23 protein-coding genes are annotated in these 25316 nt (G+C 72.6%); 7 read left to right on the top strand and 16 right to left on the bottom strand.

The genetic code is table 11. From position 1 onward, the window contains the following. Nucleotides 1-2 precede the first annotated feature (2 nt). The 6 genes from Dvina_RS30030 to Dvina_RS30055 form a co-directional block, all read right to left on the bottom strand. Complete coding sequence (locus tag Dvina_RS30030) at nucleotides 3-1466, bottom strand: glycoside hydrolase family 43 protein (protein WP_223092687.1); 1464 nt, start codon at nucleotides 1464-1466, stop codon at nucleotides 3-5. Beyond that, nucleotides 1463-2359, bottom strand: coding sequence for a carbohydrate ABC transporter permease (locus tag Dvina_RS30035; RefSeq protein WP_223092688.1), 897 nt, complete (start codon nucleotides 2357-2359; stop codon nucleotides 1463-1465). Before Dvina_RS30035 ends, Dvina_RS30030 begins: the two co-directional genes overlap by 4 nt. Continuing rightward, nucleotides 2356-3252 carry an ABC transporter permease gene (locus tag Dvina_RS30040; RefSeq protein ID WP_223092689.1) on the bottom strand — a complete coding sequence of 299 codons (897 nt, stop codon included), beginning with the start codon at nucleotides 3250-3252 and terminating at the stop codon, nucleotides 2356-2358. Before Dvina_RS30040 ends, Dvina_RS30035 begins: the two co-directional genes overlap by 4 nt. Continuing rightward, complete coding sequence (locus Dvina_RS30045) at nucleotides 3249-4910, bottom strand: extracellular solute-binding protein (protein WP_223092690.1); 1662 nt, start codon at nucleotides 4908-4910, stop codon at nucleotides 3249-3251. Before Dvina_RS30045 ends, Dvina_RS30040 begins: the two co-directional genes overlap by 4 nt. Beyond that, complete coding sequence (locus Dvina_RS30050; RefSeq protein ID WP_223092691.1) at nucleotides 4907-6757, bottom strand: cellulose binding domain-containing protein; 1851 nt, start codon at nucleotides 6755-6757, stop codon at nucleotides 4907-4909. The genes Dvina_RS30045 and Dvina_RS30050 overlap by 4 nt, the downstream gene beginning before the upstream one ends. Nucleotides 6758-6906: 149 nt before the next feature. Next, the gene (locus Dvina_RS30055) at nucleotides 6907-7785 is read right to left on the bottom strand and encodes an NADP-dependent oxidoreductase (RefSeq protein ID WP_223092692.1); all 879 of its coding nucleotides are present in this window, start codon (nucleotides 7783-7785) and stop codon (nucleotides 6907-6909) included. 50 nt (nucleotides 7786-7835) lie between these two features. Between Dvina_RS30055 and Dvina_RS30060 the strand changes: the two genes are divergently transcribed. The 3 genes from Dvina_RS30060 to Dvina_RS30070 all read left to right on the top strand — a co-directional run bounded on the left by Dvina_RS30060 (nucleotide 7836) and on the right by Dvina_RS30070 (nucleotide 10621). Beyond that, a complete protein-coding gene (locus tag Dvina_RS30060; RefSeq protein ID WP_425516464.1) occupies nucleotides 7836-8447 on the top strand; it encodes a TetR/AcrR family transcriptional regulator in 612 nt (203 codons plus the stop codon). A gap of 789 nt (nucleotides 8448-9236) precedes the next feature. Further along, nucleotides 9237-10232 (top strand): NAD(P)-dependent alcohol dehydrogenase, encoded by a 996-nt coding sequence (locus tag Dvina_RS30065; protein WP_223092694.1) that lies wholly within the window; start codon nucleotides 9237-9239, stop codon nucleotides 10230-10232. Then, nucleotides 10229-10621 (top strand): rhodanese-like domain-containing protein, encoded by a 393-nt coding sequence (locus Dvina_RS30070; protein ID WP_223092695.1) that lies wholly within the window; start codon nucleotides 10229-10231, stop codon nucleotides 10619-10621. The genes Dvina_RS30065 and Dvina_RS30070 overlap by 4 nt, the downstream gene beginning before the upstream one ends. A gap of 304 nt (nucleotides 10622-10925) precedes the next feature. Here the strand turns inward: Dvina_RS30070 and Dvina_RS30075 are convergent, their stop codons facing one another. Beyond that, nucleotides 10926-11984 carry a glycoside hydrolase family 18 protein gene (locus Dvina_RS30075; protein ID WP_223092696.1) on the bottom strand — a complete coding sequence of 353 codons (1059 nt, stop codon included), beginning with the start codon at nucleotides 11982-11984 and terminating at the stop codon, nucleotides 10926-10928. Between the two features lie 469 nt (nucleotides 11985-12453). Next, nucleotides 12454-13362: an RNA polymerase subunit sigma-70 gene (locus tag Dvina_RS30080; protein WP_246655408.1), complete on the bottom strand. Its 909-nt coding sequence runs from the start codon at nucleotides 13360-13362 to the stop codon at nucleotides 12454-12456. Between the two features lie 80 nt (nucleotides 13363-13442). On the opposite strand from Dvina_RS30080, the gene Dvina_RS30085 reads away from it, so the two are divergent. Beyond that, on the top strand, nucleotides 13443-14006 hold the full coding sequence (locus Dvina_RS30085) for a dihydrofolate reductase family protein (RefSeq protein WP_223092697.1): 564 nt from the start codon (nucleotides 13443-13445) through the stop codon (nucleotides 14004-14006). Nucleotides 14007-14090: 84 nt separating this feature from the next. On the opposite strand, the gene Dvina_RS30090 is transcribed toward Dvina_RS30085, so the two are convergent. The 5 genes from Dvina_RS30090 to paaK form a co-directional block, all read right to left on the bottom strand. After that, nucleotides 14091-14597 carry an SET domain-containing protein gene (locus Dvina_RS30090; protein ID WP_223092698.1) on the bottom strand — a complete coding sequence of 169 codons (507 nt, stop codon included), beginning with the start codon at nucleotides 14595-14597 and terminating at the stop codon, nucleotides 14091-14093. A gap of 210 nt (nucleotides 14598-14807) precedes the next feature. Continuing rightward, complete coding sequence (locus Dvina_RS30095) at nucleotides 14808-15347, bottom strand: TetR/AcrR family transcriptional regulator (RefSeq protein WP_246655409.1); 540 nt, start codon at nucleotides 15345-15347, stop codon at nucleotides 14808-14810. A gap of 9 nt (nucleotides 15348-15356) precedes the next feature. Beyond that, on the bottom strand, nucleotides 15357-16322 hold the full coding sequence (locus tag Dvina_RS30100) for an aldo/keto reductase (RefSeq protein ID WP_223092699.1): 966 nt from the start codon (nucleotides 16320-16322) through the stop codon (nucleotides 15357-15359). A gap of 72 nt (nucleotides 16323-16394) precedes the next feature. Continuing rightward, the gene (locus tag Dvina_RS30105; RefSeq protein ID WP_223092700.1) at nucleotides 16395-17153 is read right to left on the bottom strand and encodes a hypothetical protein; all 759 of its coding nucleotides are present in this window, start codon (nucleotides 17151-17153) and stop codon (nucleotides 16395-16397) included. A 51-nt stretch (nucleotides 17154-17204) separates the two neighbouring features. Next, a complete protein-coding gene (gene paaK, locus Dvina_RS30110) occupies nucleotides 17205-18515 on the bottom strand; it encodes a phenylacetate--CoA ligase PaaK (RefSeq protein ID WP_246655410.1) in 1311 nt (436 codons plus the stop codon). Between the two features lie 98 nt (nucleotides 18516-18613). Between paaK and Dvina_RS30115 the strand changes: the two genes are divergently transcribed. From Dvina_RS30115 to Dvina_RS30125, 3 genes are all read left to right on the top strand, one after another. Continuing rightward, nucleotides 18614-19471: a helix-turn-helix domain-containing protein gene (locus tag Dvina_RS30115; protein WP_246655411.1), complete on the top strand. Its 858-nt coding sequence runs from the start codon at nucleotides 18614-18616 to the stop codon at nucleotides 19469-19471. 66 nt (nucleotides 19472-19537) lie between these two features. Further along, nucleotides 19538-20119: a dihydrofolate reductase family protein gene (locus Dvina_RS30120; protein WP_223092701.1), complete on the top strand. Its 582-nt coding sequence runs from the start codon at nucleotides 19538-19540 to the stop codon at nucleotides 20117-20119. A 176-nt stretch (nucleotides 20120-20295) separates the two neighbouring features. Beyond that, nucleotides 20296-21828: a sensor histidine kinase gene (locus Dvina_RS30125; protein ID WP_223092702.1), complete on the top strand. Its 1533-nt coding sequence runs from the start codon at nucleotides 20296-20298 to the stop codon at nucleotides 21826-21828. Between the two features lie 99 nt (nucleotides 21829-21927). Here the strand turns inward: Dvina_RS30125 and Dvina_RS30130 are convergent, their stop codons facing one another. From Dvina_RS30130 to Dvina_RS30140, 3 genes are all read right to left on the bottom strand, one after another. Further along, entirely contained in the window at nucleotides 21928-22773 is an 846-nt protein-coding gene (locus tag Dvina_RS30130) for an ALF repeat-containing protein (RefSeq protein WP_223092703.1), read from the bottom strand. A 47-nt stretch (nucleotides 22774-22820) separates the two neighbouring features. Next, entirely contained in the window at nucleotides 22821-24182 is a 1362-nt protein-coding gene (locus Dvina_RS30135) for a WD40 repeat domain-containing protein (protein ID WP_223092704.1), read from the bottom strand. 101 nt (nucleotides 24183-24283) lie between these two features. Further along, nucleotides 24284-25249, bottom strand: coding sequence for a GlxA family transcriptional regulator (locus Dvina_RS30140; protein ID WP_223092705.1), 966 nt, complete (start codon nucleotides 25247-25249; stop codon nucleotides 24284-24286). Between the last annotated feature and the right edge of the window lie 67 nt (nucleotides 25250-25316).

Consider the following 25316-nt stretch of genomic DNA (forward strand, 5'->3'; position numbering starts at 1 on the left):
GGTCAGGATAGCGGCTCATAGTCGAACCAATCGGCGTGCACGGTGCCCTGCGTCGCGTACAGCCCGATGACCCGGCCGGTGAACCCGCCGGCCACCTCCGTCGACAGATAGCGCCCTTCGAGGGTGGCCAGGGCGCAGAAGGTGCCGTCGAAGAACTCGATGCCGAGCGTGAGGCTGTCCGGGCCGGCGAGGGGGTCCCAGTCGCCGGCCGTCTCGGCGATGTCGATGCGCAGCACGACCGGGCCGGGCTGGACGGCCATCTTCTCGACCACGGTGCGCAGCGTGCCGACGACCGCGTGGACGGCGACGGCGCCCTCGGACGCCTCGATCGAGTACCGGTGCCGGTCGTCGAGGCGGACGGCGAGGCCGCCGGTGCCCGCGGCGGCGTCGATTTTCGTCCGGACCCGGCATGATCGATGCTGCTGACGCCGGCCGACGAAAATCGAGCGGAGCGTCAGCCAGCCCGGGCGGACCTTGTTCGTGACCTGGTCGACGGTCCGGCCCCGCGGTGAGATCCAGCGCGGGTCCAGCTCGGCGGCGTCGAAGTCGTCGCGGACCGGGGGTTCGGCGGCCGGGTACAGCGGCCAGGGCAGTGGCGGCAGTTCGACAGGCACCTCGCCGACCACCGGCCAGCCGTCGTCGTCCCACCGGACCGGGGCCAGGAACGTCTCGCGGCCGAGGACGTGCCAGCCGGGGGTGCCGCCGCCCGGGCGCACGCCGAGCAGCACCATCCACCACGAGCCGTCCGGGGCCTGGACCAGGTCGGCGTGGCCGGTGTTCTGGATCGGGTGGTCGGTGCCACGGTGCGTGACGATCGGGTTGCGCGGGCACGGGTCGAACGGCCCGGCCGGTGTCGGGCCGCGGGCGACGGACACCGCATGGCCACGCTCCGTGCCGCCCTCCGCGAGCAGGAGATACCAGTGGTCGCGGATGCGGTACAGATGCGGCGCCTCCGGGGCTTTGGCTCCGGGCGACCCGGACCAGATCGGGTACGGCTCGCCGAAGGTCCGGCCGGTCTCCGGGTCGAGGCGCACCTGGTTGACGCCGGCGGTCGTGCAGTAGCAGGTGCCGTCCTCGTCGTCCCAGGCCAGGTCCGGGTCGATGCCGTGGACGCCGGGCAGCGGGAGCGGATCGGACCAGGGGCCGGCCGGATCGGTCGTGGTGACGATGAAGTTTCCGCCACCGCTGACATTCGTGACAATAAGCCAGAAACGCCCGCCATGGTACCGCAGAGTAGGCGCGTAGACACCGCCCGAGGCAGGGGTGCCGGGCGGCAGGTGCAGCTGGCCCGGCCGGTCGAGGACGTTGCCGATCTGCGTCCAGTGCACCAGGTCCCGGCTGTGCAGGAGCGGGATGCCGGGGAAGTACTCGAAGCTGGAGCAGGCCAGGTAGTAGTCCTCCCCCACGCGGCAGACGCTCGGGTCGGGGTGGAAGCCGGGCAGGACGGGGTTGGTGGGCGACGTCATCCTTTGATTGCTCCGATCAGCATGCCCTTGACGAAGTGGCGCTGGACGAACGGGTACACGAGGAGGATCGGGATCAGGGTCAGGGTCACCACCGCCATCTGGATCGACAGCGGGGCCAGGGCCTGGTGGCCGGCGAGCTGGCCGCTGGTGATTCCGGTGCCCGGGGTCGGGCTGCCGAGCAGGGTGTAGGTGTACACGATCATCTGCAGCGGCCACGTACCGTTGTCGGGGAGATACAGCAGCGCATTGAAGAAAGAATTCCAGTAGCCGACCGCGTAGAACAGCGTGATGACGGCGACGACGGGTTTCGAAACCGGCACCACGACCGACCACAGCACCCGCCACTCGTTCGCGCCGTCGAGGCGGGCCGAGTCGATGAGGTCCGGCGCGGTGTTCATGAAGAAGCCGCGCATCACGATGATGTTGAACACGGAGACGGCGCTGGGCAGGATCAGCGACCAGTAGTTGTCGTAGCCGCCGAGCGCCGACACGACGATGAACGTGGGGATGATGCCGCCGCCGAAGAACATCGTGACGATCAGCGTCATCAGCAGGGTGCGGTGGGCGAACGAGCCGCGGCGCGACAGCCCGTACGCGCACATGACAGTCGTCAACATCGACAACAATGTGCCGACGAGCGTGATGACGACGGAAATCACCAGCGAGTGCATGATCAGCGCGTTGGCGAAGATCTGCCGGTAGGACTGCAACGTCAGGTTGTCGGGCAGCAGGACCATGCCGCCGGCCCGGTTGATCGCCGCCTGGTCGGACAGGCTGGTGAGCACGACGGAGTACAGGGGGACGGCGAGCACGAGCAGCACGACGGTCAGCACCGCGCCCTTGCCGGCCCGCCCGGCCACCGTCGGTGGCTCCTGCCAGATCGGTCTCGTCATCGCCGATACAGCCCGTCTTCGCCGAAGGCGTGCGCGAGGCGGTTCGCGGCCAGGATCAGCATCAGCGACAGCACGCCCTTGAACAGCCCGGCCGCCGCGCCGTAGCTGAAGTTGTTGTTGACGACGCCGTAGTAGTACGCGAACGTGTCGAGCACCTCGGCCGCGTCCCGGCCTACCATGTCCCGCTGGATCAGCATCTGCTCGAACCCGACGGTGAGGGCGTTGCCGAGCCGCAGGACGAGCATCAGCACGATGACACTGCGTAACCCAGGCAGCGTGATGTGCCACAGCCGCCGCCACCGCCCGGCCCCGTCGGCCGCGGCCGCCTCGTACAGCTGCGGGTCGATCGCGGCGAGCGCGGCCAGGAACACGATGATGCCCCAGCCGGCCTCCTTCCAGACCGCCTGCGCGGTGACGAGGAGCTTGAATGTGTCAGGGTCGGTCATCACGTCCCAGGTGCGCAGGTCGTGGCGGCGCAGGAATGCGTTGAGCACGCCCGCGCCGCCGAGCATCTGCTGGAAGATGGTGACGACGAGCACCCACGAGAAGAAGTGCGGCAGGTAGACGACCGACTGGATGAACGCGCGGATGCTCGGATTGAGAATCGAGTGCAGCAGGATCGCCAGGGCGATGGGAATCGGGAAGTACAGCACCAGCTGGACCGCGCTGATGACCAGGGTGTTGCGCACCGCCGACCAGAACAGCGGGTCGCCGAGCAGGACTTCGAAGTTCGCCGTCGCGACCCACGGGCTGTGCATGAAGCCCGTGTAGACGCTGTACTGCTGAAACGCCATGACGGTGCCGAGCATCGGCGTGTATGCGAACACGAGGAGCAGCCCGACGGCCGGCAGCGTCATGAGCACCAGCGGCCAGTCGCGGCGCGCTTTCTTCATTGCCCCGTGCCGTATTTGCCGCGGATGTCGTCGTAGAACCGGCGCAGCTGGTCGCCGCCCTGCTTGCGCCAGGTGTCCACACTGGACTTGAATGCGCCGATCGGTTTGCGGCCGAACCGCACGTCCTTGATGGTGTCCTCGACCTGCTGCTCGATCGATGCGTACTGCGCCGGTTCGGCGATGTTCATCCCGTAGAACAACGGCCGGACGGCGTGTTTGACGGCGTCCGCCTGCCACGCCGCGAAGTCCTTCACGACCTGGGTGAGGCCGTTCTTGACGAGGGTGACGGCGGGCGGGCTGACCAGGAACTGGTAGCCCTGGGCCACCTCCTGCTGCCCCTTGCCGGTGAGCACCGGATTGCCGCCGGTCATGGTGAAGTCGACGCTTTCGGCGCCGAAGTTCACCAGCAGGTACTCCTTGGAGCCGTACGGGGCGGCCAGATAGTCGGCAATGGCCAGGCATTCGCGGATCTGCGCGTCGGACAGTTTCTTGTTGAGGTAGCTGAACCAGCCGGCACCCGGGCTGAGTTCGATGCCGGCGGTGCCGCCCGAGGCCGAGAAAACCTTGAAAGCCTGGCGGTTGTACTGCGCATCGGCCGCCAATCCGCCCTTGGCATCGTCACCGTCCCAGCCGCCGGTCCCCCCGCCCTGGACGGCTACCTTGCCGCTCCAGAATCGCTGCCGGCCCTGCTGGGTGTTGTTGGCGAGCGCGTCCGGGTGCACGTAGCCGGACTTGGCGATTTTCGCGGCGAAGTTCAGCGCCTCCAGCATGGCTTCGGTCTCGTACTGGTTCACGAGTTTGCCGCTCGCGTCCGCTGACCACTTGCCGTACAAACCGAAGGGGAATTTCAAATAGGGCCAGAGGTCGTCGAAGGCCCATCGCCCCGCGCCGGTGTCGGTCAGTTTGGCGCCGAGTGCGAAAAGGTCGTCGATGTGCCGCAGCTCCGGGCCGGCGCCGGCGGCGTCGAGGAGGTCCTTGCGGTAGAAGATGTATCCGCCGAATCCGCCGGCGGACGGGAAGCACGGCAGGCCGTACAGTTTGCCGTTCCAGACTCCGGCCTGCCATGCGGCGGACGCAATGGCGGCCAGGTTCGGATACCTGGCGACGTTGCCGCCGGACAGATACGGCGTCAGATCGGCGAACCGGTCAAGCGCGGCGCCGAGGTTCAGCTTCGCGTTGGCCCAGCCGGGGATCTGCAGCCAGTCGGGCAGGTTGCCGGAGGCGAACAGCGCGGGAATGGAGTCGACGTACGTGTTGCCGTCGCTCGGCTGGAGCTTCAGTGTGGCGCCGAGCGCCTTGTTCACGGCGTCGTAGTAGGCGTTGCCGCTGGACGGCGGGATCGAGCCCCACAGGGGAGTCCGGGTCACATAGGTGCCGCCCTTACCGGGAGTGCCGCCGACCGTCGCCACCGGGTCCTTGGGGTAGCTCAGGAACGCGGAGTCGGACGCGGCCCCACCGGCGCCGGTCACGGACGGTATGTCGGCGGTGACGGCCCGGCTGGGGATGTAGTCGGGTAACGCCTTCTTCAGGTCGTCCGCACCGGTCGTGCCCGGGCCGCTGTTCGTGGGCGCGTCTCCGCAGGCCGCGAGGAGGGCCGGGGTGGCGAGCGCCGCGCCGGCGGCCGCGAGGAGCCGCCGCCGGGACAGTCCGGCGTTCATGCAGTGACCACCGAGCAGGCCGAGCCGTTGAGGGCGAACGCCGTCGGGCTGGCGTCGCTGGCCGTCCAGCCGCCCTGGAAGCCGAACGAGGTGCTGCCGCCGGCCGGGATGGCGGCGTTGTAGGAGGCGTTGACGGCGGTGGCCGCCTTGCCACTCTGAGTGACCGTCGCGTTCCACGCCGTCCCGACGGTCGTGTCGCCCGGGAACGTCCACGTGAGCGTCCAGCCGTTGATGGCGGCCGGGCCCGTGTTGGCGACCGTCACCGTGCCGACCAGGCCGCCCTGCCACTCCTGCTTCGTGTAGGTCACCTTGCACGTGCCCTGCGGGGCGCTCGGCGATCCGCTGCCGCTCCGGCTCGGGCCGGCGCTCGGAGACGTGCTGCCGCTCCGGCTCGGGCTCGCGCCCGGCGACGCGCTGCTGCGGCTCGGGCTCGGCGACGTGGTCGTCGCCTTGTGGAGGGTGACGACGGCGATGGAGTACGCCGCAACGGTCTGCGCGGACGCGGACCCGGTCGTCGCCGTGCCGATCGCCGACGCGTTCTTCAGGTACGAGAAGACGGTCGGCGGGCCGGCCGCCGGCGTGAAGCCGCTGTAGGCCAGGTTGACGGTGACGGCGTTGTTCGGGTCCTTGTTGATGAGCATGACACTGACGTCGCCGTTGGCCTTCTTGACGGCGTGCGTCGACAGCATCGCGGTCGACGATGTCGTCTTGAGGAGCTGGTCGCCGGGGCCGCCGAGCCGGCCGAGCATCTGCAGGCCGTAGTACGACGGGAACGGTGTGTTCGCGGGCGGCTCACAGGACGCGCCGCTGGAGAGCATGCCGCCGTCGTTGTAGTCGGTGGCGCCCTGGATCGTCGTCACCTTGCTGCAGTCGGTGCCGTTGCGCAGATCCCACCAGTCGACGTTGAACGCGCCCTGCTCCATCCAGGTCAGATACATGTCGGGCGTGTACAGGCCGGAGGGTGACGTGTTGAGCGCGTACTGCGAGTTGGCCTCGGTGACCGCGATGGCGAGGTTCGGCTGGATCGTCCTGAGGGCGCTCATCATCGCCGGGATGTCGGCCTGCGGCTTGGTGAGCATCTCCGCTTCGCTCGTGCTGTACGGGTAGTGGTGCACGATCCCGAAGTCGATCTTCGATCCGGCGATCGACAGCACGGTGTGGTTCCAGTCCTTGGTGTCGCCGGGCCCGACGATCCCGTCCGGCCAGTTGCCGGGCGTGGTCAGCACCGCACCGATCTTGATGGTCGGGTCGACGGCCTTCATCGCGGTCACGAACTGCAGCACGTTCGTCGCGTACGTGGTCGCGGTCTTGCTGTCGTGCTTGTCGATCTCCCAGTTCGCGCCGTAGAGGCCGTTGCCGTACAGCTCGTTGCCGATCTCCCAGTATTTGATGCCGTAACCCTTGGTGACGTTCGCATAGCGCACCCAGTCCGCCGCCTCCTGGGGCGTGCCGGACCCGTAGTTCGCGGTGATGATGGGGGTGGCACCGGCCGCCTTGACCATGGCCACGAACGGGTCGAACTCGGTGTTGGGCGCGACGTAGCCGCCGCCCTCGACCGTGTGCGTCTGCCAGTGGTAGCCGTCGCTGTAGCTGCCCCCGGGGTACCGGACGGCCGTGATGCCCGCCCCGGACAGCTGCGTGGACGTCGACGCGTCGTTCATGCGCCCGTCCCAGACCGCGACGTTCATGCCGACACCGGCGCCGTCGATGGTGCGCAGCGTCTGCCCGGCATCGACCGACACCGTCGCGGCCGTGGCGGCGGCGGCGGCCGCGGACGGCACGACCAGGGCGGTGAGGCCCGTGGCGGCGAGCAGCACCGCCCCGGTCAGCGCAGGGAGCCTTCGCATAGTTCCTCCCATTCGGGTGATATGCCTGGAAACTTTCGGCAATCGAGACCGATAGTTGCCAGACCCGATGAAGGAGGTCAATCGTTGGTCGCAGTATTCGCCGGTCGCCGCAGCCCGCCGGCGAAACTTTCAGTGCTCGCGTCGCCGGCTCAGTGCAGGTACACGATGCGGCCCCGTCCGTGGCGGGTCTCGCTCAGCTCGTGCGCGGCGGCGGCCTCCTCCAGCGCGAACGTCGCCGCGACGGGAATGCGCAGGTCGGTGTGGAGCAGGCCGTGGACCGCGAGCGGGTCGCTGAAGCCGCTGGACATGTGCACGCCGTGCTCGGCCGCGGCGAAGTCGGCGATCGTCACCACCTTCGCCGGGTCCCCGGCGATGGCGATCAGGTCCGGCAGCGCGCCGCCGAAACAGTCGAAGACGCCGTCGGCGTGCTTGACGCGGTCGGGCAGCCCTTCGCCGTACGTGGTGGGTTCGGCGCCGAGGGAGCGCAGGAAGTCGTGGTTGGCCTCGCTCGCGGTGCCGATGACGCGCAGGCCGCGCGCTCGGGCCACCTGGACGGCGACCGCGCCGGTGCCACCGGCGGCCCCGTTGATCAGCAGCGTCCGGCCGGGCCCGAGGGCCAGCCGGTCCAGGACGCGGGCGCTGGTCTCGAGCGGCCCGGTCGCGCCACCGGCCTCGGCCCAGTTCCACGCGGCCGGCTTCGGTGCCCAGGCGACGAGGACGGCGAAGTCGGCGTTGGCACCGCGCCGGCTCATCGCGGTCATCCCGAACACCGCGTCGCCGATCGCCGCCCCGGTGACCCCGGCACCGATCTCGTCCACCACACCGGCGGCGTCGAAGCCGGTGCGGTACGGCAGCGGAGTCGCGATGACACCCTGCAGACGCCCGGACCGGACGATCGTCTCCCCCGGCGAGAACCCGGACGCCCGCACGGCGATACGGATCTCCCCCGGCCCCGCATGCGGCTCAGGAATGTCGTCGACATGGACGACACTCGGCGGCCCGTACTCGGTGAACTGCACAGCTCTCATGCCGCCGGAACGTAACGGAACACCCCGTCCGGTTGGCTAAAATGAGAGCGGTGACGGCCGAAGTGAGGCAACCGGGGCGCTCCGACGCCCGCGACAACCGGACCCGCATCCTGGCGGTCGCCCGCGCCGCGTTCGCCGCCGACGGTCTGGACGTGCCGATCCGGGAGATCGCCCGCCGCGCCGAGGTCGGACCGGCGACCGTCTACCGCCACTTCCCGACGAAGGAAGCCCTGTTCGCAGCCGCGTTCGCCGCGCCGCTGGAGCTGTGCTCCACGATCGTGGCCGAGGGCCTGGCCGCCCACGACCCGTGGCGCGGATTCTGCCTGGTGCTCGAGCGCCTGATGGAGGTGCACGCGCTGGACCGCGGGTTCGCTCGCGCCTTCACATCGTTGCCCTACTTCACGGCCGACCGCGATCGCACGATGCAGATGCTGCTGCGGTTGATCCACCGCGCGAAGTCCGCCGGCGCCCTGCGCTCCGACTTTGTGCTGGAGGATCTCGTCCTGGCCTTGATGGCCAACGACGGCATCCAGGCCGACTCCCAGGCCGCCCGCACCGCCGCCTCCCGCCGCCTGGCCGCGCTCATGCTCCAGTCCTTCCACGCCCACCCCGTCCCAACTCCACTCCCCCCACCCGCCCGCCTCCCGCTGACCCTCCGCTGACGTCCGACGTAGACGGGTGCTGCGGGACAGCTGTCGACGTCGACGCCCGGTGCCGAACAGCCGTCGACGTTGACGGCGCTGCGGGACAACTGTCGACGTTGACGCGTAGTGCCGAACAGCCGTCGACGTCGACGCTATTGCGGGACAGACGTCGACGTCGCCGCGTGGCGCTGGACAATCGTCGACGTCGACGGTGCTGCGGGACAGTCGTCAACGTCGACGCCTGTGCCGGACAGTCGTCGATATTGACACCTGGTGCCGGAGCCTCCACGCGGCTGCGGGCGTCGGCTTGATGCGTTCGGTCTGGCTGTGACGGCATTCGTGGCGCTGGACCAGTCCGGTGATGGGGCCGGTGGGCCAGCGGCTGCGGTCCTCGCTTGGCATCCGCTGGTCCTCGGCACGGTCCACGCGGCCCGGTCGGCCGCAGACTCTCATCGGCTTGGCAATCGGCGTGGAGTGGTTCGCGGTGGTCGGGGCGGCGGGCCAGGATGCCGGGTGCAGGTTGGGGTTTGTGACCGTCGTCGGAACCCTGAAATGAGCGGACGCGCCGCCCCGGCCGGTCCGCGAGCACTGTGCCGGCGCGGCGCTGCACGGAAAGGCGGTGCACGGGGTGACGGGGCATGGGGAGGCGGGGCCGGCGTGGGTGTTGCGTCTGCGGTACGCCCGGCGGGGCGGATCGGCGCGGGCGGATCGGCCGAAAGCACGGTGATCGGCTCGCACCAATGACCGGGGTGATGACCGGTCTGCGTACCGATGACCCGGGCGGCGGCAGCGGCGACGATCGACGGTATGAAGGCGATAGTGCAGGAGCGGTACGGGCCGCCGAGTGTGCTGCGATATGCGGAAGTGGCCACGCCCGTCCCGGCCGCCGACGAGGTGCTGGTGCGCGTCCACGCCGCCGGTGTCAACGCGGCCGACTGGCACATGCTGCGGGGCGATCCGAAGCTGGCTCGGCTGACCGTGGCGGGGTTCGGGCTGCGCGGGCCGAAGCAGTCGATCCCCGGGCGCGACTTCGCCGGCGTCGTCGAGTCGGCCGGTAGTGCGGTCGAGGATCTCTCACCCGGTGATGAGGTGTACGGCACGAGTGCGGGCGCCTTCGCCGAGTACGTCTGTGCCAAGTCGGGCACCGTCGCCCGCAAGCCGGCCGGGCTGACGTTCGAGGAGGCCGCGGCGCTGCCCCTGGCCGGCGTGACGGCCCTCGGTGGGCTGCGCGACCTGGCCGCGGCTCAGCCCGGTGGGCGCCTGCTCGTCAACGGCGCCTCGGGTGGTGTGGGCATGTTCGCGGTACAGCTGGCCAAGGCCATGGGTCTGCACGTCACAGGCGTGTGCAGCACCCGCAACCTCGAGCTCGTCACGGGCTTCGGCGCCGACGAGGTCATCGACTACACGCGCCACGACTTCACGCGCGGGGGGCGGCGCTACGACGTCGTCTTCGACCTGGTGGCCAACCGTTCCCTGGCGGCGCTGCGCCGCGCGGTCACCCCGGCCGGTGTGCTGATCCTGGCGGGCGGCGGCGTGTACACGGGCGGCAGCCTGGTCGGGCCGATGGGGCTGGTCATCGTCGGGCTGCTGACCGGCCGCCTCGTGCGCCAGCGCATCGTGCTGCTCGCCGCCGCGCCGGACCGTGAGCGGCTCGACACCCTCCGCGAGTACGTCGAGGCGGGCCACGTCAGGCCGGTCATCGAGCGCACGTACCCGCTGCACCGGGCCGCGGCGGCGATCACCCACCTGGAGACCGAGCACGCGCGCGCGAAGATCGTGATCACGTGCAGAATCGAGGGGTGAACGAGTACAGCGACAGGGGTGTGGCCCGGGTCCTCACCCAGGCGCGGCAGGGCGTGCGGCGGTACGCCCCGCAGGAGGCCGACGCGGCCCGCCGCCGCGGTGCCCTGATCGTCGACACCCGCACCGAGACCCAGCGCGCCGAGACGGGCGAGCTCCCGGGCGCCCTGGTCATCGACCGCACGGTCCTCGAGTGGCGCCTCGACCCGGCAAGCCCCGACCGCATCGCGGAGGCGACCTCGTATGACGTGGAGGTCGTCGTGGTCTGCCGCCAGGGTTACAGCTCCAGCCTGGCCGCCGAGAGCCTCCGCCGTGTGGGCCTGCACCGCGCCACCGACCTGGCCGGCGGCGTCGAAGCCTGGGTGCGGGCGGGCCTGCCCCTGCGCCGCTGACCCGCCGACGTGCGCCGCTGCCCCGCCGACCTGCGCCGCTGCCCCGCCGACCTGCGCCGCTGCCCCGCCGACGTCCGCCGCTGACAACGCCGACGTGCGTAGCTGACACCTGCCGGCGCCTGCGGTCGGGCGTCGACTGCGGCCGGGCGCCAGCCGCCGGTCGGACGCCAGCCGCCGATCAGGCGGTGGCTGCCGGTCAGGCGGTGGCTGCCGGTCAGGCGGTGGCTGCCGGTCAGGCGGTAGCTGCCGGTCAGGCGGTAGCTGCCGGTCAGGCGGTAGCTGCCGGTCAGGCGGTGGCTGGCGGTCAGGCGGTGGTGAACGGGGCCGTCATGGCGGTCAGGAGGGAGTGTTCGTCGTCGTCGCCGGACAGGTGCCAGGTGAAGACGCCGCGCAGGGATCGGTCGGCGGCGAAGCGGGCCCGCTCGGCTATCGACTCCGCGTCCTCGTAGCTGACGAACGTGCTGGTGTGCTCGTTGTACAGCCACGGTGAGCGGGCCACCGGGTGGTGGTGGCGCTGCCAGGCCGGGTCGGGGAGCAGGGTGCGTCTGACGTCTCGCCAGTCGTAGGTGTCGGTGGTGCCGATCTGGGGCTGGTAGAGGCCGGCCCGGGTGCCGGGTGACGCGACCACGAAGCCGCGGGCGTAGAACGGGACGCCCAGGACCAGCTTGTCGCGCGGGACGCCTCGCTGCTCGTAGTACGCCACCGCGCCCTCGACGTTGTTCCAGCGGCGCAGCGGGGCGGGCATCGGGTCGTCGGCGACCTCGGTCAGCGGGGCGTTGAAGGTGGCGACCGGTGAGAAGCCGGTGCCGAAGTCGTACGTCATCAGGTTGACGAAGTCGAGAAGCGTGGCGAGCTCGGCGAGTTCGTAGCTCTCCGCCGGGTCGTACGGGCCGTTGGACTGCAGGCGACCCGCGGGCAGGGCGGCGGTCAGCAGGCGGTCCGGGCCGAGGCGGTCGCGCAGCTCGCGGGCCAGCAGCGTCGCGTTGCGGCGGTCCTCGGGGCGGTGGACCAGCTCCGCCGGGCCGCCCGAGACGGGGAACTCCCAGTCCAGGTCCACGCCGTCGAAGGCGGCGGCCAGCGGCATGAGCTCGTCGGCGAACGCGGCCCGGGCACGTGCGCTCAGCGCCGCGTCCGAGAAGCCTCCGGCTCCCCAGCCGCCGACCGACAGTACGATCGAAGCACCGGCTTGTCGCAGCGTGGCAAGGGCTTCGAGGTGGGCCGGGGCCCCGGGTGGGAGCGTGAGGTGGCCGTCCTCGACTGTGGCGAAGGCGTAGAACAGGTGGGTCAGCCGGCCGGGCGGGACCGCCCACGGGAAGCTCGTCGCGGGCAGGTAGGCGCCGAGCACGGCCGGGGCAGTGATCATCAACGCACCCTAACAGCAGCCCCGAGATCAGGGCGGAGACCGACTTGGTGACCTTGGCCGCTGGTCGACACCGTCCGTGGACGGCGGCGGGATTCGAACCCGCGTAACCACCTTGGGTTGGAAGTAACGGTCGCCTGCGCACCGGGGATGCTGTGCCCACATCGTGCAGCATCGCCGGCCCGTGCGGCAAAGCATTTAGCGGACCAGTTGACTGCCCGGCCGGGCAGCCGCAGGGCTGGCTGGTGTCGCAGCAGTGCGGGCGGACCGCACCGTCCACAATGGCCGATGCAGGGCGAGTCACGCCGTCCACACTGAAGGCGCCGGTCGGCCACCGTAAGCGCCCCTGCGCCGCGTGGGTGCGAACCGCGGCGGCGCCACCGGCACCATCGCCGTCGTCGCGCCCCGTGGGTGCGGACGGCGCCCGGACCATCGGCCTGCCCCGGTGCCGGCCTGAGCCCGCGCTCGGCCGTCAGATGTCGAACAGCGCGAACAGCCGCGGGTCGGCGAACGTCACGCTGCTGCGCACCTGCCCGCGGTACACCCGGAAGATCTGCAGTGAATGCGGTAGGCCGTCCGGCGAGTAGGCGGCGAGGCCGGGCGCGCCGTTGGCGGTGATGGGCCGCGTCCGCCAGCCGGGGCCGCGCATCGCGAAGACGCGCTCCATGAAGGTGGCGTAGTGGTGCCGGCCGGCGAGCCACAGGTTCACCGGCGGCATCTCCAGGACGACGTCGGCGGCGAGCAGGCGGGTGAGGGCGGGCACGTCGGCCGCCTCGAACGCGCTCGCGTAGCGCTCGACCACGGCCCGCTCGTCCGGGTCGGCCGGCTCGCGCAGGTCGTCCAGCTCCGGTGCGGCCTCGCGCAGCGCCGCCCGGGCGCGCTGGAGGCTGCTGTTCACCGACGCGACGCTCGTGTCGAGGGCCTCGGCGACCTCGGCCGCGGAAAGCTGCAGCACCTCGCGCAGGACAAGCGCGGCCCGCTGCCGGGCCGGGAGCAGCTGCAGCGCCGCGACCAGGGCGAGGCGCAGACCGGCGCGCTGCTCGGCGGCGTCGGCGGGGTCGCCCAGCCGGGCGTCCGGGAACGGCTGGAGCCACGGGATGTCGAGGCTCGGGGTGAGCGGCGCGTGCGGGTCGTCGCCGGGCGGCCCGAGACCGCTCGGCAGCGGGCGGCGGGCCCGGCCCTCCAGAGCGGTGAGGCAGGCGTTCGTCGCGATCCGGTGCAGCCACGTGCGCACGGACGCGCGCTGCGGGTCGTAGCGGTCGGCCGCCTTCCACGCGCGCAGCAGCGTCTCCTGGACCAGGTCCTCGGCCTCCTCGACGGACCCGAGCATCCGGTAGCAGTGCGCCAGCAGGTCACCGCGGTACGGCTCGAACTGCGTCACGCCGGGAGCGTACGCGATGAGTTCCGCGGGCGGCGGCGGTATGTGGTGGTGAGAACGGTCCCCGACGAAAGGAACCACCGATGGGCGACATCATCGTCATCCAGTTCAGCACCCTGGACGGCGTGGTCTCGGACCCCGACGGCCGCTCCGGTACCGCCTATGGCGGCTGGGCGTTCCGATACGGCCCCGGCGCGGTCAGTGACGACAAGTTCCGCCTCGGCGCGCGGATGGAGCGCGACGGCGTGCAGCTCTACGGCCGCGGCACCTGGGAGAGGTTCGCGAAGCTGTGGCCGGGCCGCGACAGCGACTATGCGCGCGTGATGAACGCGGTCCCGAAGCGGGTCGCCACGCGCCGCGGCATCGACGCGTCGGCCTGGTCGAACTCGGCCGCGATCGACGGTGACGCGGTCGCCTGGGCCGCGGCCGAGCGGGCGCGGCGCAACGTGGTCGTGATCGGCAGCCTGAGCCTGGTGCACGCCCTGGCCGCGGCGGACCTCGTCGACGAGTACCGAATCCTCACCTTCCCGCTGGTCACCGGTGCGGGTGACCGGCTGTTCGCCGACGGCGTGCCGGGCGAGTTCCGGTTCACGGACGCCGAGACGGTCGGCGCGGCGGTGCTGACGGTCCTGCGCCGCAAGGACTGACACCCGGCTGCCACCGGCCCTGGAGCAGGACGCCGGGCACGGACGGGGCGGGCCGCACCAGGCACCGGTGTGGCCCGGCCCGGGTCAGGGCGTGTGGAGGGCGGGGACCCAGTGCCCGCCGTAGCGCTGGCGCAGGTCGGGGCGGTCGCGGTCGGTGCCGGTCACCACGCCGCGGCACAGGGGCGAGCCGCAGTGGCACACCATGCTGAAGGCGGGGTGTGCGGTGCTGGTGGCGTAGTCGTTCGTGAGCTCCTCGTCCGCGGCGATGTCGCGGCGGGCGGAGAGGGTGTAGGCGTCGGTCCACCACAGGTTGGGGTCGCAGCTGTGGTTGCCCTTGCCGTTGGGGCGGTCCGGGGGCAGGACCAGGTTGAGGATGGCGGTGACGGCGATGGTGTCCACATACCGGCCGGCGCCGCGCAGCATGGCGTCGAGCTCGGGCCAGCCGACCAGGCGACCACCCAGGCGGGACACCGGCGTGCCGGCGGCGATGGGAGCGCGGGCGAACAGGCCGTGCCCGGCGATCGGCGACGGGCGGACCTCGGCGTCCGGGTGGAGCCAGCAGTCCGGTGCCGGAGGCGGCGGCTCGGTCATGCGCCCTCCGCTCCGCTCCGGGCACTCGACCGCCGAACTGCACCCCTGATGACCGGCCCCTCCGCAAGCTCCGGACCGGTCATGACGGGTGCGTCAGGCCGTGGCCCGGCCGGTCGACGGTGGGCCCGGCCGGGGCGCGGCGGCCGGGGCGGGTGCGGGTCAGGGCCGGGACCTCCGCGACGCCGCGACCCCACCCGGGGCAGCGCCGCCTCATCGGGCCGGGAGCCCCTCGACGAGCAGCGTGCAGAGGTCGGCGAGGACTGTCTCGCGGTCGGCCTGGCTCCACTCCTGGGCGTGGGCGGGGTGGTGGAACGCGGCGGTGGCCGCGAACACGGCACGGGCCGTCGCGGCGGTGCCGACGATGGACTCCAGCTGGCCCAGGAGCGCCTCGACGTGCTCGCCCGCGACGACGCTGTGCTCGGCGGCGAGCACCCGGTAGGTCGCGAAGATCTCGGGGTCGCGGGCGGCGGCGTCGCGCTTGGCCCGGAAGAGCGCGAACACCCATGCCCGGAGGCGCTCGGCCGGGCCGGTGGCGGTGTCCGCGGCGATGGCGGCCAGGTCGTCGTACGCGCGGTGCAGCCAGCGGCGGGTCACGGCCTCGCGCAGGGCGGCCTTGGACGGGAAGTGGCGGTAGACGGCCGCGTGGCTGACGCCGAGGGACCGGGCGACGTCCACGACGGTGGCCTTCGCGGGGCCGTGCCGGCGCAGGACGTCCTCGGTGGCCAGCATGATGGTCTCGGCGTCGAGCACGGCGCGACTCTAGCGCTCGCTGTCGAGCATCGCCATCTGCGGCGCGCCGTACCTGGTGCCGGCGACGGCCCCGGCGGGGACCGCCTCCTCGATGGCGGCCAGGACGTCTGGCTCCAGGACGAGTTCGGCCGCGTCGAGGGCCGCGGCGACCCGGCCGGGGCGGCTGGCCCCGACCAGCGCCACGATGTCGTCGGCCTGGGCGAGTACCCACGAGATCGACAACTGGGCGATGGTGACGCCGAGGCCGTCGGCGATCGGGCGCAGGCGCTCGACGAGTGCGAGGTTCGTGGCCAGGTTCGCGCCGTGGAACCGGGGCAGGTGCCCGATCTCGCCGCCGCCCGTGTAGGAGCCGGTGAGCAGGCCGTGGGCGAGCACGCCGTAGGCGGTCACGCCGATGCCGAGCTCGCGGCAGACCGGCAGGATCTCCCGCTCGGGACCGCGGCTGAACAGGGAGTACTCGATCTGCAGGTCGGCGATCGGGTGGACCGCGTGGGCCCGGCGGATGGTGGCCGCGCCGACCTCGGAGAGCCCGACGTGGCGCACCCAGCCCGCCGCCACCATCTCCGCCGCCGCGCCGACGGTGTCCTCGATCGGCACGGCGGGGTCGAGGCGGGCCGGGCGGTAGATGTCGATGTAGTCGGTGCCGAGCCGCTGCAGCGAGTACGCCAGGGAGCTCTTGAGCGACGCCGGGCTCATGTCCATGCCGACGAACTGCCCGGCCGGGTCGCGCAGGCCGCCGAACTTGTCGCTGATGACGGCCCGCTCCCGGTCGCCGGGGCGCAGCGCCTGGCGGATCAGCCACTCGTTGTGCCCGTTGCCGTAGAAGTCGCCGGTGTCCAGCAGGGTGATGCCGGCGTCGAGCGCGGCGCGGACGGTCGCCACGCCGGCCTCGTCGCCGGCGTCGCCGGAGGACATCTGGTTGCAGCCGAGCCCGATCGCGGACACCAGCGGGCCGTGGGTTCCAAGCCGTCTCATACGCCGACGCTAGCCCACCGGGTTACAGATTACAAATTCTGTAACTTGACACCCCGCCGCTCCTCACCCGGCTCACCTGCCGCCGTAGAGCTGGTAGGCGTCCTCCGCGATCTCCTTGACCTCCGCCGCCGGCGGCGCGGCGATCGTGACGGGCCGGCCGAAGCCGGAGAGCTTGACGGTCGTCGTGGCCGGCTTCATGCCCGCGATCGTGGGCGCCGGGTGCAGGACGAGCGTCGTGACGTACCCCTGCTCGTCAAGGGTCGCCTCGAACGGGAACGGCTGGGCCTTGGCGTTGTGGATGACGGCGGTCGGCCCGGCCCTCGCCGGGTCGAGGGTGCCGGTGAACGAGCGGGGGCCGCCGCGCCGCACGTCGGCCAGCGCGGGCCCGGCCGACCCGACCGACGCCACGATGCCGGTGAAGCCCAGCGCGGCGGCCAGCGGGGCCCGGGACAGCTGCATGTGCGTCCACTGCCTGTCCGGCGGGCCGGTGCGGCTCCAGAGGTCGTCGCCGATCACGGTGATCTCCACGACCGTCACGCCGACGCCGCGGCTGGGCTCCGACCGGCCGCTCGATGCCTTGCGCGCCGGATCACTGACGCCGGACATGACGCCCTGGACCTGCTTCGTCGCATCCTCGACGACCTGCACCGCATACGTGCTCGTCGTCGCCGCGGTCCGGTCCAGCCCGGCCGCGAGCTCGTCGCGGGCGCTCGCATACGTCACCACCGACGGCGACGGTGACGGCGGCCCGGCGGCCGGCCCGGTCGATGTCGCCGGGTCATCACACGCCGCGAGCAACAACGCGGCCACCACGATCAGAGCTCCCCGCACAGCTCGACATCATGGCAGATCGACCGGCGCCCCGCGGACGGCCGCGCCCGGTCACGTGTCGCGGTGGTCGATGAGCCGTTGCAGCTTCCCGACGGAGCGGGCGAGTGTCTCCGGCTCCACCACCTCGACGTCGATGCTGGTGCCGATGGTGTCCTTGACCTGTGCGGCGATCTCGGCCCCGGCCCGCTCGCGGCGCCCCGGCGGGCAGTCCGGCCGCGCCTCGACCTGGACGGTGAGGTGGTCCATCCGCCCGCGGGTGGTGAGGACCAGCTGGAAGTGCGGGGCGAGCCCGGCGGTGCGCAGGACGATCTCCTCGATCTGCGTCGGGAACAGGTTCACCCCGCGCAGGATGATCATGTCGTCGGAGCGGCCGGTGACCTTCTCCATGCGCCGCATCGACGGCCGCGCCGTGCCCGGCAGCAGGCGGGTGAGGTCGCGGGTGCGGTACCGGATGATGGGCATCGCCTCTTTGGTGAGTGACGTGAATACCAGCTCCCCGAGCTCGCCCTCGGGCAGCACGGCGCCGCTGTCCGGGTCGACGACCTCCGGGTAGAAGTGGTCCTCCCAGATGTGCAGCCCGTCCTTGGTCTCGACGCACTCCTGCGCGACCCCGGGCCCGATGACCTCCGACAGCCCGTAGATGTCGACGGCGTGCATCCCGGCCCGCTCCTCGATCTCCAGGCGCATCTGCTCGGTCCAGGGCTCGGCCCCGAAGATCCCGATCTCCAGGCTCGACTCGCGCGGGTCCAGGCCCTGCTTCTCGAACTCGTCGATGATCGTCAGCATGTAGGACGGCGTCACCATGATGATCCGCGGCCGGAAGTCGGTGATCAGCTGCACCTGCCGCGGCGTCATCCCGCCCGACACGGGGATGACGGTGCACCCGAGCCGCTCGCCCCCGTAGTGCGCGCCCAGCCCACCGGTGAACAGCCCGTAGCCGTACGCGTTGTGCAGCCGGTCCCCGGCCCGCCCGCCGGCCGCCCGGATCGAGCGCGCCATCACATCGGACCACACATCCAGATCCTGCTGGGTGTACCCCACGACGGTGGGCCGGCCCGTCGTGCCGGACGAGGCGTGCAAGCGCCGCAGCTCCCCCTCGGGCACCGCGAACATCCCGAACGGGTAGTTGTCCCGCAGGTCCGCCTTGGACGTCAGGGGGAAACGGGCCAGATCCTCCAACGACCGAAGATCATCCGGGTGTACGCCGGCCGCCGCGAACGCCCGCCGATAGTGCGGGACCCGCGCATGGGCCAGCCGCAGCGTCGAGCGCAGCCGCTCCAGCTGCAACTCCCGCAACCGCCCGACGTCCATCCGCTCGGCCTCGTCGAGCAGTTCCGGCTCCGGCGCCCTCGCCGCCAACATCCTCCCACCCGACACCCGCCCCGACCCCCTGTCAAGCCGAGGCCGCCCGCGTCGTCCACGATCCGCCGGCGGACCCCACGGGCGCCGGGTAGCTGCTGGTGGCGATACTGGTGGGCGTGCAGTACGTGTCCAGAGTGCCGCGACCGCCGCTGGACGCGCTCGCCGACGACCTCTACTACCTCGAGGGCACGCCGCCGTACGCCCGGCTGATGCTGCCCGCGATGCCGGCGGCACTGCTCATCGTCAACCTCGGGGCGCCGCTGCGCATCCGCGCCGGCGCCGACACCGAGGCGGCCGAGTTCGCCGACGGCTGCGTCGTCTCGACGCCCACCCGCGCACTGGACTTCGGCTACCCGGTCCCCACCCGGTCCGTCGGCGTCCACCTCAAGCCGTGGGGGCTGGCGCCGATCCTGCCGATGCCCGCGGTGGAGCTGTGCGACCGGCCGGTGACCGTCGAGCAGGTATGGGGCCGGGCGGCCGTCGCCGAGCTGCGCGACCGGCTGGCCGCGGCGGCCGGGCCGCACGAGATGCTGACGCTGCTCGAGGACGAGCTGATGCGGCGGCTGCGCGCGACCGCCGGCCTGGGCCTGGTCCGCCGCACGAGCGGCGTCATCGCGGCGACCGGCGGGGCGGTGGCGATCGGCGAGCTGAACGCGGCGGCCGGCGTCAGCAGCACCCACATGGTCAAGCGGTTCAAGGAGCTCGTCGGCGTCACGCCGAAGCGGCTCGCCCGCACCCAGCGCTTCGCCGCCGCCGTGTTCGCGATGGACCCGGCCGGGCCGATCGACTGGGGCGCCCTCGCCGGTGCCGCCGGCTACTTCGACCAGGCCCACTTCGGCCACGAGTTCCGGGCGTTCACCGGCCTCACGCCGACCCGCTACGCCGAGGTCCGCCGGCGGTTCCGCCGCGAGCACCCCGGCCACGTGCTGGACGGCTGGCCGCTGCCTGTCGATTGATTTCCTACAAGAGCCGAGACCCACGAGCCGATACGTTCGGGGGGTACCCGGATCAGAGGAGACATCGTGGGCAAGGTCGTCATGTACAGCTCGGTGTCGGTCGACGGCTTCATCGCGGACGACGACGACCGGCCCGGCCCGCTGTTCGACTGGCTCTCCGGCGGTGACGTCGCGCTCGACGACAGCGGCGCGCTGCGGGTGTCGCAGGCGTCCTACGACTACGTCCGGCCGTACTGGGACGGGATCGGGGTGACGATCGTCGGCCGCCACGTCTTCGACCTGACCGACGGCTGGGACGGCAAGCCGCCGAGCGGCGTCGGCCACGTTGTCGTCGTGACCCACCGCCCGGCACCCGACGGCTGGGACCCCGCGGCGCCGTTCCACTTCGCCGGCGGCGTCGAGGCCGCCGTGGCGGCGGCGCAGGAGCTGGCCGGGGACCGCATCGTCGAGGTCGCCGCCGGGGACGCCGGCGGCCAGGTGCTCGCCGCGGGCCTGATCGACGAGGTGCGCATGGACGTCGTACCCGTCGTGCTCGGGTCCGGCAAGCGCTACTTCGGCGCGGTCGACGCCCAGCACCTGCTGGAGGACCCGGACGTGGTGCTGCCGGGCCGCCGGGTGCTGCACCTGCGCTATCCGGTGCGCCGCTGACCGCCCGCGCCCGGCTACGAGGCGCCGAGCCGGATCGCCTTTCGCGGGGCGGCACCCGGTGAGCCGGGCCGGCGCCGGGCTTTGCGGCGGGCGGTCGGAAGTTCGGGGCTCCCGCAGTACCGTGGCTATCGTGTAGTTTTGCGCGGTTCAGGCCGGGCCCAGTCGCGGCCGTCTCCGTGGCGGCGGTCGTCGGGCTGGCGGGATCGGGGCTGCTCGGGCCGTGGTGGTCGGTGCTCGTCGACGACGCCGGGCAGCTCGCGGCGGCGACCGCCGCCGCGGTGGCCTGCTGGGTCACGGCGGGCCGATACCGCGGCGGGCAGCGGTGGTGGCGGGTGTGGATGGGGGCCGGGGCGGCCGGGTGGGCGGCCGGGCAGGTGATCTGGTCGTGGTATCAGCTGGTCCGCGGGGTCGGGTTGCCGGCGCCGTCGCTCGCCGATGCCGGGTACCTGACGCTGCCCGTGTTCGTGATCCCGGCCCTCGCGGCGGTGTCGGACCGGTCGCCGCCGGGGGTGACGCGGCGGGCGGTGACGGTGCTGGACGGGCTCATCATCGTGGGCGCGCTGTTCGCGCTCAGCTGGGGCACGGTGCTCGGGTCGGTGGTCCGGCACGGGTCGGCCGAGCCCCTCGCCTACGCGGTGGCGATCGCCTACCCGGTCTCCGACCTGCTGCTCACGGTCATCGTCATCCTGCTCGTCGCCGTGGCCTCCTCACCGGCCAACCGCAGGCAGCTCGTCCTGCTCGGCTGCGGGCTGTTCGCCCTGTCGCTCTCCGACAGCGTGTTCGCCTACCGGGTGTCGATCGGCGCCGACGGGATGCCGCCGGCGACGGACGCCGGGTTCATCGCCGGGTTCGCGCTGATCGCGGTGGCCGCCCTCACCCCACCGGGCGAGACGCCGGAGCCGGCGGTGCGCCCCGAGGTCCACTGGGGCCACCTCCTCCTCCCGTACGTCCCGGTCCTCGCCATGGGCGCGATGCTCGTCGTGCGCCGCGCCCTGGACGTGGCCCCCGACCCCGTCGTGGGCATGGCGGCCACGCTCGTCATCGGGCTCGTCGTCATCCGGCAGGCGGTCGCCCTGGTGCAGGGCGCCAACCTCGTCGCCTCCCGGGCCCGGCTGCTGCTCGCCACCGACCTGGCCCGGCGGCGCCTCGAACGCGACCTGCACGACGGCGTCCAGCAGCGGCTCATCTCCCTCGCCCTCGACGTGCGGCGGGCCGAGGCGGACGCGCCGCCGGAGCTGGACGGGCTGCGCCGTCAGCTCGCCGACATTGTGGACGGCCTCAACGCGACGGCGGAGGAGGTGCGGGAGCTCTCGCGCGGCGTCCACCCGGCGATCCTCACCGACGGCGGGCTGCGACCGGCGCTGCGCGCGCTGGCCCGCCGCAGCGCCGTGCCCGTCGACGTCGACGTGCGGGTCGAGGGGCGGCTGCCGGAGTCGCTGGAGGTCGCCGCGTACTACGTCGTGGCCGAGGCGTTGACGAACGTCGCCAAGCACGCTGACGCCACGCTGGTGACCGTGTCCACCGAGGTCCGCGGCCCCGGCCTCTACCTCACGGTGACCGACGACGGCCACGGCGGCGCCGACCCGCGGCGCGGCACCGGCCTGACCGGCCTGCGCGACCGCGTCGAGGCGCTCGGCGGCACCCTGGCGGTCGACACCTGCCCCGGCGTCGGCACCCGCCTGCACGCCGAACTCCCGCTCACCGGCTGATCGCCGACGCCGTCCGGGGCCCGGCCGGGCGTGCCCCGGGACGCGGGCCCGGCGCCGGTGGGCCGCCCGTGACGGCGCGGCCCACCGGTGCGGTGGTGACTACGACACGCAGTCCTGGGCGCGGGCCAGGTACAGCCCGTGGTCGAGGAACGCCAGCGACGCGTCGAGAGCGTTGGTGTCCAGGGCGACCTGCGCCGCGGCCCGCACGCTCGGCCCGCCGGCCGCCATTGCCTGGTTGATCCTGAGCAGCAGGTCGACCGCCCAGCCCTGGAGCACGCCGTGCTTCAGGAAGGCACGCAGGTCGGCCGGTGCGCCGTCGAGCCGGGTCTGGAGCCGGCCCCGCAGCACTGTCAGCTTCTCCGCCTGCGCCCGGGCGAGGATCTGGTTGGCCACGACCCTCACCTCGGTGTCGGAGGCGGTGTCGAGATTGATCGTGATGAGCGAGCGGATGTCACTGTACTGCCGGTAGGTCCCCGAGTCCTGAGCGCGGGCGATGTACAGGCCGTCGTTCAGGTACTGCAGGAAGCCGTCGACGGTGCCGGCGTCCAGAGCGATCTGGGCCGCGTTCTGGACGTTCGGGCCACCGCCGGCGAGGGCCTGGTTCACCTTGATCCGCAGGTCGGTGGACCACGGCGCCGCCACCCCGCTCTTGAGGAACGCGCGCAGGTCGGCCGGTGTGCCGTCGAGCCGGGCCTGGACGCGGCCGGGCAGGACGCTCAGCCGGTCGGCGACGGCCGCGGACAGGATCTGGTTGGCCAGGATCCGCACCTGCGTGTCGGTGGCCGTGTCGAGGTCGATGGTGACGAGCGTCCGGATGTCCGTGTAGACAACCGTTTCACAGGTTGTTGCGGCCGGCCCGGGCGATGCGCTCTGCGCCGCCGCCGACGCCGCCGGGACCAGGAGAGTTGCCGCCAGGATGAGGGCAGCCGGGATCTTCCATCGCATGCAGACGTCTCTGCCCGTGTCAGTCCAACGTTCGCGATTGCCCCGCACTATACAAGCGCATCGACGCCCGTGATGTCCCACAGCCGCACGACCGCGTCACCCCGGTCGAGCGTGGCGAGCGCCGCACCGCCGGCCGGGAACGCCACGTCGCAGGCCGGTGTGGCGATGCCGTGGACCAGCCCGCCCGTGGCCACGTCCCACACGCGGGTCTCCTCGCCGCCGGTGGCGAGGCGGGCGCCGTCCGGGCTGAAGGCCAGCCCGGACAGCCCCGGTGTGGCGAGGTCGTGGATCGTGTCGCCGGCCGGGAGGTGCAGCCGCACGTGCCGCAGGGTGCCGACGGCCAGCATCCGGCCGCCCGGCGCGGCGCGGCGCGCGGGCCCCCACGGACGCTGCCCCGCCCGGACCTCCCGGACGGCTCCGCCGGGTCCGAAGACGACCCCGTCGAGGTGGAGGCGCGGCAGCGGCTCGTTGCTCCGCCGCGTCCCGGTAGCCACGTCCCAGACGGTGAGCCGCCCGCCCGAACGGTAGCCCCACACGGCCAGGGTGGCGCCGTCCGGGCTGAACGACATCCCGTACGGGTCCACCGCATCGGGATGCTCGCCGATGCGGATCTCGCGCACCGGCACCGGCGCCGCCAGGATCGACGCGAGGTCCGCCGCGGCCCGCCGGTCGCCACCGGCGGCGAGCGACCGCAGCTGCGCGACAGCGGCCTCACGCTCCCCCTGATACAGCCGCAGCATCGCCTGGGTCCGCCGATACGCGACGGCCTCCGGCCGGTCGAGCAGCGCGATGACGTCCGCGCACCACCCGGACCGGCCCCGATGGCGCGAGGCCGCGAGCAGCCGGTCGTGCAGCCACGCGCTGGGCCCGATGACGGGGAGCAGCGCGACCGCCTCCTCGGCCCGGGCGGGCCACCAGCGCAGTGCTGTCCAGGCCAGTTCCCGGCGGGCCACCGGATCACCCGCCGCGGCCCGCCCGCGCACCACCTCGAGGCGCCGCGGGCCCCACAGGCCCTGGCTGCGCAGCCAGGACTCGACCCGGCGGCTGTCGGCCGGGGCGTGCTCGAGCTGCATCATGGCCTCCGGCACCCGCCCGAGCCCGGCGAGCAGCCGGGCCCGGCGACGCTGCGCGCTGACGTCGCCGGCCTCGGCCGGCGGGCGCAGCACCTCGACCGCCTCAGCGCTGCGCTTGCGCCGGACCAGCCAGTCGCTGTAGCCCCAGCGCGCGTCGACGTCCCCGGCCGCCATGCGGGCCAGCAGCTCGCCCGTCCGGTCGGTGTGGTTGAGCCACCGTGCGAGCACGCGCGCGGCGACGGTGTCCCCCGCGTCGGCCCGGCCGCGCAGTTCGTCGATGCGCCCCTCCCGCACCATCCGCTTCGCGCCGGCGTACGGCCCCTCGTGATACGCCACGCCGATGATGATGCCGCGGCGGGCGCCGATGCGTCTGCGGGATTTCTTGCCCCTTCGCACGGGGCGTCGCGCGGGCCGGCCTCCGCGAGGGCAGGGAGCGGCTACGGTGCCGGGGCCTCCGCCGGGGTGGAGCGGAACGACTGGCGGTAGGCCTGGGGGCTGACGCCGACCACGCGCTTGAAGCAGTCGCGGAACGCGGTCGGGGAGCCGAAGCCGGCCTGGCCGGCGATGCGGTCGACGGTGATCCCGGTCGCTTCCAGCAGGTACTGCGCGCGGCGCACCCGGGCCCGGTGCAGCCACTGCAGCGGGGTCGTGCCGGTCTGCTCGCGGAAGCGGCGGTTGAGGGTGCGCACGCTCATGCCCGCGTGGGCGGCGATCTTGCGGGTGGTGAGGTCCTCCCCCAGCGACTCGTCGAGCCAGCGCAGCAGCGGCTCCATGGTGGCGCCGCGCGGGACCGGGGGCTGCTCGTGGACGATGAACTGGGCCTGGCCGCCCTCGCGCTCCAGGGGGACGACCGACAGCTTGGCGGCCATGGTGGCGGCGGCCGAGCCGTGGTCGCGGCGGACGAGGTGCAGGCACAGGTCGAGGCCCGCGGCGGCGCCGGCGGAGGTGGCGAGGTGGCCGTGGTCGACGTAGAGCACATCGGGGTCGACGTCGATGGCCGGGTACGAGCGCGCCAGCAGCTCGGCGGCGGTCCAGTGCGTCGTGGCCCGGCGTCCGGCGAGCAGGCCCGTGGCGGCCAGGATGAACGCGCCCGAGCAGATGGAGGCCAGGCGGGCGCCGCGCTCGGAGGCGGCCCGCAGCCGGGCGATCACCTGCGGGTCGATCGGCTCGGTCACGTCGGCGCAGCCGGGCAGGATGACGGTGTCGGCGACGTCGAGCGTGTCGAGGCCCCACGGCGCCCGGATGGTGAACGCGCCCGCCTCCACCGTGCTCGCCGGCGCGCACACCCGTACCTCGTAGGGGTTGCGGCCGTCCTCCAGGCGCACCCGGGAGAACACCTCCAGCGGCGTGGCCAGGTCGAAGGGCACGACTCCCGGCAGCGCGAGGACCGCGACGATGTGCATGCCCGCAGCCTAGGCCAGCGGTGGCCGGGATCCGTTGATGTGTGGCATTCCCGCCACTTTCCCGGTC

This window comes from Dactylosporangium vinaceum (assembly GCF_019904175.1).
Classification (GTDB): Bacteria; Actinomycetota; Actinomycetes; order Mycobacteriales; family Micromonosporaceae; genus Dactylosporangium; species Dactylosporangium vinaceum.